22 protein-coding genes are annotated in these 18235 nt (G+C 41.8%); 12 read left to right on the forward strand and 10 right to left on the reverse strand.

What is annotated here, in order from left to right:
• Window positions 1–53 precede the first annotated feature (53 nt).
• The 3 genes from H6F92_RS05650 (at window position 54) to H6F92_RS05660 (ending at window position 1729) form a co-directional block, all read left to right on the forward strand.
• Complete coding sequence (locus H6F92_RS05650; protein ID WP_190357092.1) at window positions 54–278, forward strand: hypothetical protein; 225 nt, start codon at window positions 54–56, stop codon at window positions 276–278.
• A 96-nt stretch (window positions 279–374) separates the two neighbouring features.
• On the forward strand, window positions 375–1235 hold the full coding sequence (locus H6F92_RS05655) for an Rpn family recombination-promoting nuclease/putative transposase (RefSeq protein WP_190357093.1): 861 nt from the start codon (window positions 375–377) through the stop codon (window positions 1233–1235).
• Between the two features lie 293 nt (window positions 1236–1528).
• On the forward strand, window positions 1529–1729 hold the full coding sequence (locus H6F92_RS05660; protein ID WP_190357094.1) for a hypothetical protein: 201 nt from the start codon (window positions 1529–1531) through the stop codon (window positions 1727–1729).
• A 17-nt stretch (window positions 1730–1746) separates the two neighbouring features.
• On the opposite strand, the gene H6F92_RS05665 is transcribed toward H6F92_RS05660, so the two are convergent.
• From H6F92_RS05665 to trxA, 7 genes are all read right to left on the reverse strand, one after another.
• Complete coding sequence (locus H6F92_RS05665) at window positions 1747–2205, reverse strand: cupin domain-containing protein (protein ID WP_190357095.1); 459 nt, start codon at window positions 2203–2205, stop codon at window positions 1747–1749.
• A 48-nt stretch (window positions 2206–2253) separates the two neighbouring features.
• Window positions 2254–3096 (reverse strand): dihydropteroate synthase, encoded by an 843-nt coding sequence (gene folP, locus H6F92_RS05670; RefSeq protein ID WP_190357096.1) that lies wholly within the window; start codon window positions 3094–3096, stop codon window positions 2254–2256.
• Window positions 3097–3484: 388 nt separating this feature from the next.
• Window positions 3485–4282, reverse strand: a complete 798-nt coding sequence (locus tag H6F92_RS05675; RefSeq protein ID WP_190357097.1) for a hypothetical protein — start codon at window positions 4280–4282, stop codon at window positions 3485–3487.
• Between the two features lie 160 nt (window positions 4283–4442).
• Entirely contained in the window at window positions 4443–5102 is a 660-nt protein-coding gene (locus tag H6F92_RS05680; RefSeq protein ID WP_190357098.1) for an ATP synthase F0 subunit B, read from the reverse strand.
• Window positions 5103–5138: 36 nt separating this feature from the next.
• Entirely contained in the window at window positions 5139–5612 is a 474-nt protein-coding gene (coaD, locus tag H6F92_RS05685; RefSeq protein ID WP_002758057.1) for a pantetheine-phosphate adenylyltransferase, read from the reverse strand.
• Window positions 5609–5893 (reverse strand): DUF427 domain-containing protein, encoded by a 285-nt coding sequence (locus H6F92_RS05690; RefSeq protein ID WP_002750041.1) that lies wholly within the window; start codon window positions 5891–5893, stop codon window positions 5609–5611. Before H6F92_RS05690 ends, coaD begins: the two co-directional genes overlap by 4 nt.
• A 33-nt stretch (window positions 5894–5926) precedes the next feature.
• Window positions 5927–6244 (reverse strand): thioredoxin, encoded by a 318-nt coding sequence (gene trxA, locus H6F92_RS05695; RefSeq protein ID WP_002765348.1) that lies wholly within the window; start codon window positions 6242–6244, stop codon window positions 5927–5929.
• Between the two features lie 132 nt (window positions 6245–6376).
• Between trxA and map the strand changes: the two genes are divergently transcribed.
• From map to H6F92_RS05720, 5 genes are all read left to right on the forward strand, one after another.
• Complete coding sequence (gene map / locus H6F92_RS05700; protein WP_190357099.1) at window positions 6377–7222, forward strand: type I methionyl aminopeptidase; 846 nt, start codon at window positions 6377–6379, stop codon at window positions 7220–7222.
• Window positions 7223–7290: 68 nt separating this feature from the next.
• Complete coding sequence (locus H6F92_RS05705; protein ID WP_190357100.1) at window positions 7291–7692, forward strand: universal stress protein; 402 nt, start codon at window positions 7291–7293, stop codon at window positions 7690–7692.
• A gap of 448 nt (window positions 7693–8140) precedes the next feature.
• On the forward strand, window positions 8141–8365 hold the full coding sequence (locus H6F92_RS05710; protein ID WP_190357101.1) for a DUF2811 domain-containing protein: 225 nt from the start codon (window positions 8141–8143) through the stop codon (window positions 8363–8365).
• A 49-nt stretch (window positions 8366–8414) separates the two neighbouring features.
• Complete coding sequence (gene pth, locus H6F92_RS05715) at window positions 8415–9041, forward strand: aminoacyl-tRNA hydrolase (RefSeq protein ID WP_190357102.1); 627 nt, start codon at window positions 8415–8417, stop codon at window positions 9039–9041.
• 134 nt (window positions 9042–9175) lie between these two features.
• The gene (locus H6F92_RS05720) at window positions 9176–11503 is read left to right on the forward strand and encodes a WD40/YVTN/BNR-like repeat-containing protein (RefSeq protein WP_190357103.1); all 2328 of its coding nucleotides are present in this window, start codon (window positions 9176–9178) and stop codon (window positions 11501–11503) included.
• A 120-nt stretch (window positions 11504–11623) separates the two neighbouring features.
• Here the strand turns inward: H6F92_RS05720 and fumC are convergent, their stop codons facing one another.
• Window positions 11624–13027, reverse strand: a complete 1404-nt coding sequence (gene fumC, locus H6F92_RS05725) for a class II fumarate hydratase (RefSeq protein WP_190357104.1) — start codon at window positions 13025–13027, stop codon at window positions 11624–11626.
• 261 nt (window positions 13028–13288) lie between these two features.
• On the opposite strand from fumC, the gene H6F92_RS05730 reads away from it, so the two are divergent.
• The gene (locus tag H6F92_RS05730) at window positions 13289–13576 is read left to right on the forward strand and encodes a YggT family protein (RefSeq protein WP_002750032.1); all 288 of its coding nucleotides are present in this window, start codon (window positions 13289–13291) and stop codon (window positions 13574–13576) included.
• A 4-nt stretch (window positions 13577–13580) separates the two neighbouring features.
• On the opposite strand, the gene gshA is transcribed toward H6F92_RS05730, so the two are convergent.
• A complete protein-coding gene (gene gshA, locus H6F92_RS05735; protein WP_190357105.1) occupies window positions 13581–14735 on the reverse strand; it encodes a glutamate--cysteine ligase in 1155 nt (384 codons plus the stop codon).
• 39 nt (window positions 14736–14774) lie between these two features.
• Window positions 14775–15167, reverse strand: coding sequence for a pre-16S rRNA-processing nuclease YqgF (locus H6F92_RS05740; protein ID WP_002765340.1), 393 nt, complete (start codon window positions 15165–15167; stop codon window positions 14775–14777).
• Between the two features lie 362 nt (window positions 15168–15529).
• Here H6F92_RS05740 and brnA point away from each other — a divergent pair, with 362 nt between their 5' ends.
• The 3 genes from brnA (at window position 15530) to H6F92_RS05755 (ending at window position 18151) form a co-directional block, all read left to right on the forward strand.
• The gene (gene brnA, locus H6F92_RS05745) at window positions 15530–15706 is read left to right on the forward strand and encodes a type II toxin-antitoxin system BrnA family antitoxin (protein WP_190357106.1); all 177 of its coding nucleotides are present in this window, start codon (window positions 15530–15532) and stop codon (window positions 15704–15706) included.
• Window positions 15707–15993: 287 nt separating this feature from the next.
• Window positions 15994–17586, forward strand: a complete 1593-nt coding sequence (locus H6F92_RS05750) for an ArnT family glycosyltransferase (protein WP_190357107.1) — start codon at window positions 15994–15996, stop codon at window positions 17584–17586.
• 100 nt (window positions 17587–17686) lie between these two features.
• Window positions 17687–18151, forward strand: a complete 465-nt coding sequence (locus H6F92_RS05755) for a DNA phosphorothioation-associated protein 4 (RefSeq protein WP_190357108.1) — start codon at window positions 17687–17689, stop codon at window positions 18149–18151.
• Window positions 18152–18235: the final 84 nt, after the last annotated feature.

Raw genomic sequence — 18235 nt, forward strand, 5'->3', positions numbered from 1 at the left:
TCAATCCTGTTTCAACAGTCTAGAAAAACAGCAGTCGAGAGGAAATAGAAGCTATGTTAGAACTACAAGACCTAAAACAAACTCGTTTCTATCAAGAAGCTTTTGGAGATGGTATTGAACAGGGAATTGAACAGGGAATTGAACAGGGAATAAACTTGCAAAAATTGAAAACAATTACTCTCCTGCAAGACCTCGGTTTACCCCCAAAACAAATCTCGGAACGCTTAGACTTGACTCTGGAAACAGTGCTTAACTATTTGGCACAACAGCAACAATAATCAAACCTGTTTCAACAGTCCAGAAAAACAGTAATTGCTAAGTAGTGGACAAATGGATAGTAGCGAATCAGTGACCTTTAACCTATCAGCGATGACATGAAAACTGACAGCATATTCTATCGAATGTTTCTCGATTTTCCCAATTCGTTCTTTGAATTAATCGCTCGACCCGATGCTAGGGTTAGCAATTATCGATTTACTTCCCAAGAAGTCAAACAACTAGCTTTTCGATTAGATGGTTTATTTTTGCCGCTCGATCATCTAGAAAATTCACCCTTTTATCTGGTAGAAGTGCAGTTTCAAAAGGATGAAGACCTATATTATCGATTATTTTCGGAACTTTTCCTGTATCTTAGACAGTATAAACCTTTATCACCCTGGCAGATAGTTGTTATTTATCCCAGTCGAGAAATTGAGCGAGAACATCCCCAGCAATTTGCCGATTTTTTATCCCTAGCAAGGGTTAAAAGAATCTATCTGGATGAATTGCCAAATGACGAGACTCCTTCCTTAGCGATCGCCATAGTCAAATTGGTTACGGAAAGTGAGAGTCAAGCTGTTAATTCTGCTAAGATTTTAATTAAACAGGCTCAAAGAGAAGTAAGCGATCGCTTAGTGCAGAGAAATGTCATTGATTTAATCGAAACCATAATCATTTATAAGTTACCACAAAAAAGTCGAGAGGAAATTGAAGCTATGTTGGAACTACAAGACCTCAAACAAACTCGTTTCTATCAAGAAGCTTTTGGAGATGGAATTGAACAGGGAATTGAACAGGGAATTGAACAGGGAATTGAACAGGGAATTGAACAGGGAATTGAACAGGGAATAAACTTGCAAAAATTGAAAACAATTCCTCTACTGCAAGACCTCGGTTTAACCCCGCAACAAATCTCAGAACGCTTAGACTTGACTCTGGAAACAGTGCTTAACTATTTGGCACAACAGCAACAATAATCAAACCTGTTTCAACAGTCTAGAAAAGCAGTAATTGCTAAGTAGTGGACAAAGGGATAGCAGCGAATTAGTGACCTTTAAGCTATCAGCGATAACTCGATGAATAACGACTTATTGACTTTTCTCTTTGGTGTTGCCCTTCTCATTCTCTATCTAGTTTTTTCAGCTTTAACCGAGATGGGAACAAAATGGCCTTGGACAAAAAAATAGAAATACTTATAGAGGTTAATAAACATAACAACGGCCAAGAGATTCGGCCATTGGAAAGATTCTATTCGCTCTACTGATAAAATATGAAACTAATTGCTGATATTTCCCCGAGCTTGGATTTATTCTTGTTGCTTTTTTTCTGGCATTGTCTCGTCGGTGCCATTGCCACAGTCATCGCTATCAATAAAGGCTATCCAAGATTAAATTGGCTAATCTTCGGACTTCTGGGAGGAACCTTTACCTTTTTTATCGCTCTTTTCCTGAAAAAAAAGCCGAAAATTTAAGGGATGATATTGCTTGATTATCCTTTAATAGTTCCCATCAACACCTCTAAATCTTCTGCGTCTAACTCCTCTGGGATACCATTGCGAATTAATTCCGAAAAATCCTCATTGGGAACCATAAAACATAGTGCATACAGTCTTCCGTCCCCGACATTTCTAATCTCGTGAATACCCGTGGGACGGACTAATAAACTATCCCCCGGCCCCAGGAGAATCGGTTTACCATCACAGATAGCCATTCCCTCCCCTTTGAGGATAAAAAACATTTCTACGGCAAAATGATGACGATGGGTAGGGGTGCGACCGTGGGGATCGAAAATTTCCACACAGACGGTCAAGGAATCCCCCGCTACGGTAGAATCAAAGACGATCGCTAAACGATTCGTATCCCCAGCGCTAATGCGAAAAACTTGATAATCCCGGGGAGATCGAATCACGGGCAACATACAATGATCGCTAGTTAGTTGGCTATTCATCGCTGATTTCGATCGAACTGTGGATGATTCTAAGACTAGCAAAAATTTTCAACTTCGCTCGATTGCGTCCACCACTTTACTCACATCTACGATCGCAGCCACATCATGAACGCGCAGGATATCAGCCCCCTTAGCGATCGCTATAGCACAGGCCGCCGCCGTTCCGAAAACTCGTTCTTTTGGGTCATTTTTGCCTGTAATCTCGCCGATAAAGCGTTTTCTCGACAATCCAATTAAAACAGGTAAATCTAAATCCCGAAATTGCCCTAATTCTCGCAATAACTCAAGATTTTGTGTGCCAGTTTTGGCGAAACCAATTCCCGGATCGATGATAATATTTTCCCTAGCAATGCCCCACTGTAAAGCTTCCTTAACGCGATCCTGTAAAAATTCTTTAATTTCCTTGACTAAATCATTATAATGTGTTAGTGATTGCATGGTTTGCGGATTGCCCCGCAGGTGCATGAGGATGATGGGAACAGCCAATTTAGCCACCGTCGGCAATAATAGGCGATCGAAGGTTCCCCCAGAAATATCATTGATCAAATCGGCCCCGGCGGCGATACCTTGGTCTGCTACGATCGCCCTAGTGGTATCGAGAGAGATAGGAATAGAACTTTTTTGTCGAATAGCGGTGATTACGGGGATAACTCGCGATAATTCTGCTTCTAGGCTAATTTCTTGCGCTCCCGGACGGGTGGATTGACCACCGATATCGATTATATCAGCCCCGGCCTCGATCATTTTCATCGCCTGTAGCAGGGCATTTTCAACATTGTCAAATTCTCCCCCATCACTAAAACTATCGGGAGTAACGTTTAAAACACCCATGATATAGGTGCGTTTTCCCCAAGCAAAAATATGTTCACGAATTGCCGTTAAATTAGACATAATAATAGACCTCTTGTAAAAATCAAAAATTGTTGTTAGGGTTAGGAGTCAGTAGTCAGTAGTCAGTAGTCAGTAGTCAGGAGAATTAAGAATGAATAATAATCAATTAAATGGTCTATTTACATATTTTATGCAATTTAATCCTTACTTTTGCCGTTTTTGAACCTTCACAAATTAATTATGCAAGAGGTTTAATAAATCCTGTAACTGATAACTGATAACTGATAACTGATAACTGATAACTGATAACTGATAACTGATAACTGATAACTGATAACTGATAACTGATAACTGATCACTGATCACTGATCACTGATAACTGATAACTGATCACTGATCACTGATCACTGATCACTGATAACTGATCACTGATAACTGACGGTTATAGTTAATTTTTAGGTGGGGAAGAATCTTTTAATTCAAAATAAGCTTGTACTTCTTCTTTCCAGAGTTGATATTTGTCTTGAATTAGTTGATATTGACTAGCAAAATCGAGGTTACAATCAACGAGATTGCTATCGATATCGGATTGGACTAATTCCCGTTCGATAAGAGTTTCTCGGATAAATTTTAAACATTCTTGTCTCAAAGTTTCCGCTTGATCAATAATTAGCTGGACTTGATTAATTGCTCGATCGTACAATGGAGTTTGTGAATGAAAAATTTCGGAAGATGCGGCCAGATTTCGCAGTCTATGTAATTGATTTTTCTTTTCTACTAAACTGGCAATTTTGGGGTTAATTTCAAAAAGTAAGGTTTTCACCAGAGGAGCCAAGCGGCGAGTATTAGTATAATCGTAGTTATTAAGGTCTGATTTAATCAGGTGTACCTGTTGTAAATCGACGGTAATATCGTGGAATTGAATCTCGGTTTCGGTGATGGTGGGATGAATCGTTTTAACTTTCCAAGTAGTAATAGAAGTCAACTGCTGGCGATCACTATTAACCATTTGCTGCTCCATTTTCAGCACATCAAGGGGAATGCTATAAAGTTTTTTCTCAGGAATATAGACGACATCGCTACCGAGAATGCGATCGATTTTAGGACGACGATATAAATAATGATACAGGAATCGATAAAAGCTTTTACTGCCTTGAAATATCTGGACAAATAACCAAATTTTCCAGCTGAATAACCCGCCAAGAAAGCGTCCGAATAGATGGTAATTCGAGGAGGGGTTATTCATGAAATTCCGTTATCAGTTATCGGTGAGGAATTGGAGGTTTGGTTCTTTTCAGCAACCCCTAAACAGTAAACAGTAATCAGGGATAAAGATGAAGATAACTAACTAACTAATTAACTTAAAACTTACATCTGATAACTGATCACTGATAACTGATCACTGATTAAGGACGTTCTCCGGGTAAATTTTTTGACGATGTTGGTTTCGATCTTACCTGTTGACGACCGTTGCGGATAACTTGTAACATTTGCCCTAATTGTTGATCAAGATGTTCTAAAACCGCTTCAGCATAGTCGTCAGCGCCTTTTTGAATTTCATGACATTCAGCTTGGGTTTTTTGTCGTAACTGTTGCACTTCCTGCAGGGCACTGTGACGCATCTGTTCGATTTCATCTAGGGTTTGTTGTTGCACGGATTCGCACTCCTGCTGAACCTGTTGACGAATTTGGGCTGCTTGCCGTTCTGCTTGTTGAATAATACCGGACTGATCGAGAATTTGGGCTGCCCTTTGTTGAGCGGAACGAAGGACTTGTTGAGCGTATTCTTCCGCTTTAGTAATAATTTCCTCTTCTTCCTGCAAAATTGCTAAAGCTTTCTGTACTGCTGGTGGCACGGTTTCATAGATGATCTCGATCTGTTCAGATATCTGTCCCTCATCGATCATTGTCCAACGGGTGAGAGGGATATGGAAACTCTCAAAAATCATCTCTTGCAGACGCGCCAAATCCTGATAGATATCGAAATCGACGGGTGGACTGGGAACCCCACTATTAGAAGTGTTAGGTACTGCTTTTCTGCGATCATTAGGTTCTCGGCGCGCCATAGGTTCAGATCGTCCTCATTCCTGTATTCTAGTATGTTAACTATAGTATGAGTAAATATCTCTAGAAACGTTTTCTGGGACTAGATGGGTGACAGAGCCACCGAATTGAGCGATTTCTTTAACCACGCTACTACTTAAAAAACTATATTCTTTCGTGGTGGCCAAAAAAACCGTTTCGATTCCTTCCCAGAGGGTTTTATTGGTATGTGCCATTTGCAGTTCTTTTTCAAAGTCTGAGAGAACCCGCAACCCCCGCAACAGCACCTTAGCCCCTTTTAATCTGGCATATTCAACTGTTAATCCTGAAAAACTGTCTATTTCAACGTTTTTCAGGTGTTTTGTACAGTAACTGATCTGTTCTATGCGTTTTTCGACGGTAAACAGGGGGTTTTTATGGGGATTGCAGAGAACTGCCACGATTACTCGCTCGAATAGTGGCACACTGCGTTCGATAATATCTAAATGACCGAGTGTAACTGGATCGAAGCTGCCGGGGTAGATGGCGATCATTTCTCAACCTGCACACCTCGCCAAAAAGCGATATATCCTTTAATATTTTGGGCTTTTGGTTTAGGATCGGGATAATACCAAGCGGCATCTTTATTGTCCTGTCCATCTACCCTGAGAGTATAATAACTAGCCTCTCCTTTCCAAGAACAAATGGTATGGGTGTTACTGGGTTGAAAATATTCAGCTTTGATGGTATCGGGGGGAAAATAGTAGTTCCCCTCGACAATTTCGCAGTTATCGCTTTCCGCTACCACTGCACCATTCCAAATCGCCTTTGCCATGACACTAACTCCTAGTTCTGGTTCAAAATTATCTTACAACAGAGTTTGTAAATGTTGAACCAGTTGGTTAACCTGCACCACTCCCTCGATTCGATCGATCGGTTGACCATTTTTAAAGACTACTAAAGTCGGTAAAGCTTGAATACCGTACTTAGTGGCTAAATTGGGATATTTGTCTGTATCAATTTTGACAATTTGTAGGCGATTTTTGAAATACATTCCCGTTTGTTCTAGAATCGGAGCCATCATTTGACAAGGACCGCACCAAGTGGCATAGAAATCCACTAACACGGGGAGATTAGTGGTTTGCAACAGTTCCTGAAAACTGGAAAACTCTTTTTTGACTGCCATAAATTGTCACCTCGCCGGAACAATAGCCTTTTTCCTACTATAGCTTTTCTAGATGCTCCTTGATTTCCCCAGAGCAGTCATCGATCGCCGGGAAAATGCTAAGTTAAGTAAAGACTCGACAGCCAACTTTCCATGAACATCCTAACCAAGCTGCTTTTTCCCGAAACTAAAACCCCAGAGCAAGTAGGTTCACCGCGAGTACAGAAAAGCCGCCGGGGAATCGAGACCAAATCCGCCGCAGAAATCGTTATTATGCGACAAGCGGGTAAAATTGCCGCCACAGTCCTCAAGGAAATTGCCGAGATCGCTCAACCCGGGATGACGACGGCGGATCTGGATGTCTATGCGGAAAAACGTATCCGCGAAATGGGTGCTACTCCCAGTTTTAAAGGTTATTATGGCTTTCCTGCCTCGATTTGTGCCTCCGTCGATAACGAAGTCGTTCACGGTATCCCTAGCCCGAAAAAACGCCTCAAAGCCGGTTCTGTGTTAAAGGTAGATACGGGGGCCTACTACCAAGGTTATCATGGGGATTCCTGTATCACGATCGCTATCGGTTCCGTCTCTCCCAAAGCCGAAAAATTAATCCGCGTGGCGGAAGAAGCTTTATATAAAGGCATAAATCAGGTAAAAGCTGGCAATTATCTGCTCGATATTGCAGGAGCAATTGAAGATCACGTTCAAGCTAACGGTTTCCAGGTGGTAGAAGATTTTACCGGCCATGGAGTCGGCAGAAATCTCCACGAAGAACCCTCGGTATTTAATTTTCGCACTAATGAGTTACCCAATGTCAAACTCCGCGCCGGGATGACTCTGGCAATTGAACCAATTGTCAATGGGGGATCTAAACATACCAGAACTTTACGCGATCGTTGGACGGTGGTGACGATGGATAATGCTCTCTCCGCTCAATTTGAGCATACTGTCCTAGTAACCGCCACAGGTTATGAAATCCTAACCGATCGCAATAACCTATAAAATTGTCTATAGATTTTTTGCCTTGGAATCTTAATTGGAAATTTATTTAGCGGTAGGATTTAGTCAAAATGTTTAAAAATATCGTTGTTGCCTTGGATTGTGGGGAATCATCCCATCGAGTACTCCATACTTTGAATTCCCTTTCTCTAACGGCAAATTCTTGCATTATACTCACCCATATTCTCAGTAAGGAGGGAGATGAATCGGCAGTGGATCGCCCTCACCCCTCCCGTGAGATCATTGAAGATCAATTGCGCTGCTATCAATCCCAGATTGCTACCCCTAGTGAAATCGAGGTCATCTTTGGTGATCCGGCGGAGGAAATTATTCGTTTAGCTAATATCTATCAAGCTGATCTGATCGTGATCGGCAGCCGGGGATTAACGGGAGTTCAACGGGTGATCGAAGATTCTGTTAGTAGTCTCGTGGTGGCAGAAGCTACCTGTTCCGTATTGGTGGTAAAAGCATAGCAGCCAGCATTGAGCTAGAAAAGGTACTCTGACAAGAGTGCCTATCTCAAAGATGAAAATTAATTTGGCATCACTGCTGACTAAAATTTGCAAATCTTATTTTTCCCCGATGTTTTCCCCCATACATTCCCCAGTATTTCCCCATTCACTCCCAAGTTTTCCACAGTTTACCCAGACTTTTCCACAGGCAACAGCGATAGAATCGGCATTGCTTCCAGAAAAAATTAATCTTGATTGTCAAAATCCCCATCGGTAGATACTGAGTTACTGTTAAGTTAAGTAAATAAAATCTGGCTCTAAACCTTATTCCCTCGTAAATGTTAAGTTTTTCTAAAGCATTCCTTTACATCTGGTAATATTGCAACTCCCTCCAACTTGGCTGACAATAGTCCTTACTGTCCACTACACGAGTCAGGGATTTCCCCACTTCCGATCAGAGGTAAACGATATGAATACATCAGTCAGTATCTTGGCAGAAATCCCCGAAATTCTCCACCAATCCCTACAACAATACCTAGAAACTCACCCCGGTTGGGATCAAGATGGTGTGTTTACGGCGGCTTTATCATTTTTTCTACTTAATTGTCAATCCCCCGAAAGGATGAATTTTGAGGAGCAAAATAGCTGTGCCAAGGTTTATCTAGAAACTTTGTTCCGGCGCTCGGAGTGCTAATTCGGTGATAATAAGAATCGGGTCCTGGTTAAAAACCCGATTTCTCCCTATGAATTCCGATAAAACCCCTAATTTAATCATTCCTCGGCTAATTATCGGTTTGGGTAATCCCGAACCCAAATATGATCGCACCCGTCATAATATCGGTTTTGAAGCTGTGGACTCATTAGCGCGGGATTGGGGGTTATCTTGGCAGGAAAACAAGCGATTTCAAGGTTTTATCGCCGAGGGTGACGGTCCTCTCCCGGGCAAAATTCGTCTTTTGAAACCCCAAACCTATATGAATCGCTCCGGGCAATCGGTGCGATCGGTGCTGGACTGGTATAAACTAGAGCCAGAGTCGATTTTAGTCATTTACGATGATATGGATCTGCCCCTAGGCCGGTTGAGAATCCGTCTATCGGGATCGGCGGGCGGACACAACGGTATTAAATCGATGATTGCCCACGTTGGCACGGAAAAATTCGCTCGTTTACGCATAGGAATCGGTAAATCAACCGAAAAAGCGACAATTTCCCACGTTTTAGGCCGATTCACCCCCCAAGAAAACGAAGTGATCTTGAAAGTGTTAGACTTGTCCAGAAAAGCGATCGAACTTGGTCTCAAACAAGGGTTACAAAAGGCAATGAGTCTTTACAACAATCAAAGTGTAGAGATTGGTTCTAATCTATGCTGATAGCAAATAAGCCTGATTTTAGTAATGGTTATAATCGCCATTTTCGTCTATACTCTTACAGAACCCTTGGTTAAATCCCGATCGCCCTTTGCTAGATTAGGTCAATTTTTATCCTTGATATTAGCAGTTTAAGTATGATTAATCGCCAAAGTTTGCTGAGATTCGCCCACAAGTTTAATCTCATTTTATTGATAATCGCTACAGTTTTTTGTCTTTGGAGTAATCCTGCTTTTGCCCATCGTCCCCATGATGTAATTAGTCAAGTGGAAGTTTCTCTCGATTTCCAGACAGATAATACAGTATATATCTTGGTGCGAAATAACTTTTATAAGTCTAGCGACGGAGGTAGCAACTGGACAAGATTAATTCAAGGTTTAGATTATACGGGGGAATTAAGTTCCCTATCCCTATCTCCCCTCAATAAAAATATTCTCTATTTAGCTTCAAGATCCGATGGCATTTATAAAAGTGAAGATGCGGGGGAATCTTGGCAGAAAGTTAATCAGGGTTTAGAAACTAACTTTATTAACTTCGTACAAATTGCCCCTTCCGATGCCAATATAGCAGTGGCAGTGGGATTAGAAAAAGGGGTTTATTTAACCGAAGATGGCGGTAAAAATTGGTCAAATATTTTCCCCACCACGGCACTGATAACTTCTCTAGCTATTACTCCCAACAATCCCGGGCGAATTTTTTTCGGGGATGAACAGGGTAAATTATACACTTCCTCCGATGGGGGGAAAACTTGGCAGAATCTCCCCTTACCCGCTAATGTGGGGGCAGTGGATACAATTGCTTTTTCTCCTAATCTAGACAGGGATAAAACCTTTTTTGTCGGTACAAAAGAAGCAGGTATTTTTAAAACCGTTGATGATGGTAAAACCTTCCAAGCCGTTAACGAAGGAATTAAGGATAAAATCATCGAAGACATCGTTATTTCTCCCGAATATGCCCAAAACTCCACCCTTTATGCCATTACTTGGTATGACGGAATGTATGTTTCTCAGGATGGGGGCAAAAGTTGGACAAAAATGAGCGCGGGTTTAACCAAAGATAAACAGGCTGATGATTATAATGTTCCCCACTTTATGGATTTAAAAGTCGTTGAAGATACGATGTTTTTGGGGGGATTTAATGGCTTATTTAAAACCACGGATAGGGGCAAACAATGGCAGGAAATAGAAACTTTAGCCCGGGGAACAGTTATCGCCATGGCGGTTTCTCCTAATTATGCCGAGGATGCCACTGTCGTCATGGCTAATTATGTAGGCAATATCTTCATCAGTCGGGATAAAGGGGAAACTTGGACACCAATTAATCGCGGTTTAGAGGTTTATCGACTTGGTAAAGATCCCGAAGAATCAGGACAAGATCCCCGGCGTTTCTTTGACATTGCCTTTTCTCCTAACTATGGAGAAGATAGAACTATTTTTGCGGGGTTTTTACGCAATAAATTTGCCAAATCCGATAACAGTGGTGATTTCTGGAAAATTATCGAAATCGATGAAGGAGTCCGCGGTCCGAGGATAGTTCCTTCCCCAGATTTTGCCAAGGATAAAACTCTTTTTCTCACCAATCAGCAGGGTAGAATATTTCGTTCTACCGATGGAGGAAATACAGTTAAAAATATCAGTGAAGTGGGCAGAATTTTTGGTAATTATGCCCCTGCCATGGTAGCTTCCCCTGATTTTGCTAAGGATAAAACTTTGTTTGTCACGGGAAAAGAGGGTATTTATCAAAGTGTTGATGGTGGACTAACTTGGCAAAATGTCAGCCAAGGAACCCCCCTATCAAAAACCTCTAATGTGCAGTTGGCAATGTCTCCCAATTATCCCAGTGATGGAACTATTTTTGCTGGGACAATTTCCGGTTTGTTTGTCAGCAAAGATGGGGCTAAAAGTTGGACAAAATTAGAAAAACCAGGGTTTAATCCCAATACCTCAGTAGAAACCATTGCTATCTCTCCTGATTACGCTAATGATCGCACGGTAATGGTTAGTTTACAGGGAGATGGTTTGTTTAAATCTACCGATGGCGGGGAAACTTTTAAATCAATTGGTGATCCTAAAATACCCCTAGTGAAAATTCATAGTATCCCTTCCTCTGGGATCTCTGTTCAGTTTTCTCCTAATTACGCTCAAGATAAAACTTTATTCGGTTTTGGTGGCGCTAAAACTACAGTTTTTCGTTCCACCGATGGGGGAGAAACTTGGACAAGTGTAACTATTCCTCCTCACGCAGAAGAAAATACAACCCGCTATAAAATCGGTGAGTTTTTCTCTGGTCCCCTTGGCACAATCTTGCGCGTGGTTATCCCGATTCTCCTAGCAATCGCCGCTTATTTTCTGGTGGGTTTCCTGAAACTGGAGAAAGTTATTAATCTTCCTAAATCCTTCTTCCCCATGGCAGCAGCATTTATGATTTTTCTGTTTGTTTTCTTCGCTATCATTAGCCAAGTTTAGGAGAAATTTTCACCGGCGGGGCTTGACAAATCCCGCCGCTTGCCTTATACTTATATATATAATGGGAATCCGTGCCTGCCTGCGACCTCTGATTTTTACAGCAGTCAACCCCTCAGAGAATTAACCATCGGCAACGTAGGGATTGACCATCTTAGCGGGGTCAACAATGCGATCAAAATCCGCTTCCTTGATGTATCCCAGTTGCAAGGCTGCCACTTTCAGAGTTAAGTCCTTTTCTAGGGCATAATGAGCGACGTAGGCAGCCTTTTGGTAGCCAATCACGGGACTTAAAGCAGTCACCAGCATCAAGGATTGATTTAAAAAAGTCTCAATTTGTTTTTGATTAGCAGTCATCCCCTTAACCAAAAACTGACAGAAATTAGCGCAACCATCCGTGAGCAGCCGGATAGACTGCATGAGATTATGAATCAACAGCGGTTTATAGACATTCATTTCCAGATGTCCTCCGGCGCCTCCCATCGTCACCGCTAAATCATTAGCCATAACCTGCACTGCTATCATCGATAAAGCTTCGCATTGGGTGGGATTAACTTTCCCCGGCATAATTGAAGAACCCGGTTCATTTTCCGGCAGCTGTAATTCTCCTAATCCACAACGGGGACCACAGCTAAGTAAACGGATATCATTAGCAATTTTATACAGGGAACTAGCGATAGTTTTCAGTCCCCCGCTCAAGAAAACCAGAGCATCATGGGAACCTTGCACGGTAAACTTATTAGGAGCGGTAATAAAGGGTAATTTGGTCAGATTAGCGATTTCGGCAGCCACATCTCGATCAAAATCTGGGGGAGCATTAATTCCTGTACCCACTGCTGTTCCTCCCAAGGATAAACGATAGACTTTTTCTAGACATTTTTCTAGCCAATCGCTGCCATCATCTAATAAACCCACATAACCGGAGAACTCTTGTCCGAGGGTTAAAGGAGTGGCATCCTGTAGGTGAGTCCGACCAATTTTAACTATATTTGCCCATAATTGCGCCTTTTCATCGAGACTATTCCGTAATAGTTGCAGACTGGGAATTAATTTTTCCTTGACTGCCAAGGCAACGGCAATATACATGGCCGAGGGAAAGGAATCATTAGTCGATTGGGACATATTAACATGATCGTTGGGATCGACGGGAGTTTTGCTCCCCAGAGGATTCCCCGTCAGTTGACTACAACGATTGGAGATGACTTCGTTGATGTTCATGTTAAATTGAGTGCCACTTCCCGTCATCCAAACGTAGAGGGGAAAGTTATCTGCGTGTTGTCCGGCTAAAATTTCATCGCAGACTTGACAGATTAGGTTTTTTCTCTCCTGACTGAGACGATTTTTTTGCTGATTGACAATTGCACAGGCTTTTTTGAGAATGGCATAGGACCGGATCATCTCCCGGGGTATGAGATTATCACCGATACTAAAGTATTGTAGGGATCTTTGGGTCTGCGCTCCCCAAAGTTTATCGGCAGGTACGGGAATTTCTCCCATGCTGTCTTTCTCGATGCGAAATTCTGTCATCTTTAAGTTACTTCTGCGGTCAGGAAAAGATGGTCGTTATCTGGCCTGAAAAAGGGGGGTCGCAGGGCGACACGGACTCCCATTATAATAAAAGTATAAGTCAAGTCTAGCTGGTTTGTCAAGCCCTATTGGAACTTTTTCTGGCGGCATTTTTACCCGGGGGGTTGACAAGAATAACTGGCAGGGTGCTGGAGTGATTATGAGACAAAAACTGTTATATTTTAGGGAAGATAATCAGTAAAAAAGACGGGATTGGAGACTATGGACACAGCGATCGCATTAAGTTGGACATTGGGAATTATCTTAGGGTTGATGACCCTTTTGTTTATCTTACGGATCGTGCTGACTTGGAATCCACAGGTAGATTTAAATAGCTTTCCCTTTAATATTATTGCCTGGCCAACGGAACCTTTTTTAATCCCCGTGCGTAAACTGATACCACCCTTGGGAGGAGTTGATATTTCTCCAATTATTTGGGTGGGAATTTGTACGCTACTGCGGGAAATTCTTCTCGGTCAACAGGGTTTGATTACCATGGCCTTAAAATAATTATTTAAGCGACTAGAATGTGCTGACATAATTTATGTTCTAACTCTCGTTCCTGTTTTTCTAGGGTGATAATCGCCTGTTTGATAATACTTTTAACATCCATCCCCTGGTCGGATTGTTTTAACCATTGTTGTGCGGTGTTACCTTCGCGGAGGATTTTTTGTAGGGGAGAGAGGAAACAACTAAAACCCCTTGCTTTAGCGACGGGATAAACTTGAACATAGAGGTCTTTAATCCAATCCCTAGCTAAGATTTCCCGGCCATCGTACCAATGTTTCAGGGTGGCATCAAGACTAAAACGCGCGGCTGCCTGTTCGTTTTCCTGGGTTAAAGTTAATAAATCCTCACTGCGATTACTACTAGGTAATTGACTTAAAATTAGGGGATCTAATTGGGGATTCTGTAAAAGTTGAGTTAAACGGGCCTCTAAAAAAGCCATAACTGCTAATAAACTAATAGGATCAGCAATCAGGTCACAAATTCGCAATTCTAGACGATTGAGATTATAGGGACGATTGCTACCGTTAGGACGTACCGACACCCAGAGATGACGAACATTCTGCATCGTACCGAGTTTTAATTGTTCCTCAGTCCAAGTGACAAAATGTTTATGACTTTCAAAGAGGGGAACATAAGCGGGAGTTTGGGGGAAAACTTGCCAACGACGGGAATGGGAACCGGTGATTTTACCGTCGAGAAAGGGAGAAGAAGCACTTAAAGCCAAGTATAAAGGAGCTTCTAGGCGAATTAAGCGACAGGCACGCATTAAATCCTCATAATCGCTAATACCGACGTTAATATGAATACTGGCCGTGACTACATTAGTGCCGTAGGTCTGTTCGATATAGTCATGATAGGGATTGTGGGGGTCACTGCGATAAAAATGTTGACTATCGCCCAAGGAGAGGGTACTGCCAGGGATTAGGGTATAATCGCCTAAACGACGCAAATATTGCCGTAGAGCGAGACGAGGTTTTAAAGTAGCGCATAAAAGACGGTCATAGTTAGTCATGGGAGCCGTGGTATATTCTACGTTACGACTATCCGGTTCCCGGACAAAACCATCTAAATCCTTGACAATGCGATCGGATAAACCGATAATTTCTCCGGCTGCCGTTCCGGTGTACATTTCCACTTCAAAACCTTTACTTAGGAGCATCGTCTATCCACCCTGCTGTGTCTAATTTGTAGTGTGACATTATTTGGACTGTAAATGACGTTCGATCAGTAGAATCGCCACTATATCATCAATGGGGCGATCGGGAAGACGCATCCCCTGGGGGATGAGTTTCTGTAATCCTTTGGGGGGAAACATCAGCCAATAGCGATCGCGAGCTTCTAGGGTACTATTGCGTTCATCCACTAGAGTAATTGGGATGGTGACACGAGCGGCAATTTTTTGGCGCCAACTTTTTGAGGTGGTTTGGTTCCCCATCACCAATAATTCGATCGGATATTGTTGACAGAGACTGGCTAAACGCTCGATCGCTTGTGACGATGCTATCACCTCATGGGTATAAATTTTCCCTGTCGATGACCTAACCGCGATCCCACATTTATCCTTACCCGGATCAAAACCGAGAATACACATAGTTTTTATCTCCTGCAGCAGTGGTCGGTTTTATTAAATCAATAAATTAGGGTGTCGGGTGTTGGGGATTTCAGTTATCAGTGATCAGATTGCAGTTTTAAGTGGACAGTGTGAGGTGAAAACTACTGATTACTGTTTACTGTTCACTGCTCACTGATAACAGCAGCAAGGGAATCCCCAAATTTCTTGGTTTAATTATACTATGACTCTTGCCGATACAGTCACTACCATAATATTATGGTAGGAGCGCCTAGTGGCCAGTGAGTTGATCGAACTGCCTGCACCCAAAATGTCCTATAGATATTTCGACAAAATTGAGATGCAGCCCCGGAGATGAACTAGACCTGAAGAGGTAGAAATTTATGAAAGCTGAAGATTTTGACCGCAAATTTGATGCTGGAGAAAATATCATCGAATACTTGGATTTAACTAAAATTAAACGTTCTAATTCCGAGGAACAAACAATTGCCTTTGAGTTTCCCTCATGGATAATAGAGGCTCTTGAGCAAGAAAGTCAGCGTCGTGATTTACCGTTATAAGGTATTGCCCTGATTATTATTGCTTTGATGGGGGCAAAAGTTCTTTAATTAACATCACTTTTATCTAAGTTCCCCGTTCCCTTAATCCTCTTTCATATCTCGAATCAGCAACGCCTAGGGAGAGTTTGTTGATAGCCAAGGGCTAAGAGATGACAGAGTTGGTGATATAGTAACTAAAGATCACATTTAAATCTAATCTTGCCATAGATGCACAAATCTCGAATCTGGCAACCCCAAAAATCTCCCGTCTCTAACATCAGTTTTAGCGATGAAATGAGGTAAGAATTTTGACGAAAATAATTAGCGATCGCATTGCCGTTTATCTGCTCATCGGTGGACTCCTGTTTAGAATCATCATCGCCCTGGGGCTTTATCCCGGGTACGATGAAGCCTATTATTACGTTTACAGCCATAATCTAGATTGGAGTTATTTCGATCATCCGCCAATAGTAGCGATTTCCACGGGTTTTGGGACTTGGATCACGGGATTAGTCAATCAATTTACCATTCGCTTCGGTACTCTCCTCCTCTATACTGGCAGCCTCTGTTTGCTATATCTGACGGCTTTAAAATTGTTCAGTTTGCCGGTCGCCAGAATGACTTTAGCGATCGCCACTCTCATCCCCATCTATGGGATTGTCTTCGGGATTCTCTCGCAGCCAGATAGTCCTTTAATCTTTTTTTGGTCATTAACAGTCTATTTAGCTGCCCAAGAATTCTGGCCAATTCGGGAAAAAAACTATCATCCTAGCTATCGTCTCGCTTATATTGGACTTGCCGTAGGATTGGCGGTTTTAAGTAAATATCACGGCTTTATTTTGGGCTTTGGTTTAGTTTTATTTTGTCTGACCACTCCCCGCTATTGGCCTGTATTTAGATCCCCCTGGTTGGGATTAGGATTTATTCTCTTTTTGATAACTTTATTGCCAATTATCTACTGGAATATTAACCATGATTGGATTTCCTTTCGCTTTCATTTAGAGGACCGTTTTTCTGGAGAAGCCAAAACCTTTAATATTCTTGGTATTCTCTCGGTTGTTGGCATTAGTATCGCCACGATGTTTCCTCCTTTTGGTCTGCCGATGTGGTGGGTGACATTTAAAAGTTTTGGCGAACAAATTCCTAACTTTCTCTCGAAAAAAAGATTTTTTCATCGAGATGAAGAATCACTCAAAAAATGGTTAATTCTCTCGGTTTCTCTGCCTTTAATCCTGGGAATGCTTTATGTGGGGGCTTCCCATTATCTCGCCCCTAGTTGGATTTTACCGGGGTTCTGGTCCTGCACAATTTTATTAGGAGAAAAGGCCAATACTTGGCAGCAATCTTCTCGAATCTGGGTAAAAAGATGGTTATGGGGATCGGGAATTTTTATCGTTACTGTTTTATCTATAGCAATGCTTCACGTTACTTTTGGCACTTTCCAAAAACCTAGTCAATACGCAATCTTTGGGGGAATTATTGCCCCAGAACAGGACCCTTCTCGGGAAATTGTCGATATCGATCAACTGCGCCAAGGCTTTGCTAATTCGCCCAAATTATTAGCGCTCTTAAAAGAGTCTAGCTTCGTTTTTACCCATAATTTTTATGTGACAGCATGGCTAGATATGGCTCTTTATCCCCTAGTTCCTATTCCCGTCACCTGTTTTAACAATGATCAAAGGGGTTATCAAATTTGGTTTAATCCTCAAGAATGGATCGGTAAAAATGGTTTATTAATTACTACAAATAGTTCTCTAGAAAGACCGGAAATAATCGATCGCTACCGTCCCTATTTCCAAGATATAACTAAAGTAGCTGTCATTCCGATCAAGCGCGGTGGTGTCGCCATCGAACAATTTCATGTTTACCAAGCTAAAGGACTAATTAAAACTTATCCTTAAAGCAGTTATAGCGGATAGGGGATAGATAAAATAGTTCATATATACTGATAGATGCTATCTCCTGAATTTTGTAAACTTTTTTACTTTTTACTTGGTAAATATGTCCATTCATCGAGTGCGTATTGCTAGAGATAAAGGGGAATTTGTCCAGTCCTTAGTTAATTTTAATCAGGGAATTGGACCCTTTCAAACCTATGCTGATGTCATCGCTTTTGCGGCGGCTTTAGGGGTAAGATATCAAGAGAGGGTGGCGATAGAAAATGTAGCGAAGGAACCCTCACCTATTAACCTAGAAATTTTTATTTCTCGTGGCTACGATACCCTAATCAAATTATTGGCAGTCAATGAATTCCAAGACACAAAAATTCTTTCTCCCCACGGGGTAGATTCGGAAGCTTTGCGAGTGACACTTTTCGAGGAATATGCCAACGCTGGTTTAGCAAGATTAGAACGAGAATTGCGCGGTGCGGTGGATTATACTGAAAGATTATTGTTAATTATCAGTCAAGAACGTTTTCGAGAAATTACTGCCACAACGGAATTCGATTTAGGCAGATTTTTGTAGTAGAAATCTTAGTTAAGTACCTAAGTAGAATTAATTCCACATCTCTAACCACCTCTTGCCTCTTGCCTCTTGCCTATCTTCACT

The organism is Microcystis wesenbergii FACHB-1317, from assembly GCF_014696875.1.
GTDB lineage: Bacteria > Cyanobacteriota > Cyanobacteriia > Cyanobacteriales > Microcystaceae > Microcystis > Microcystis wesenbergii_A.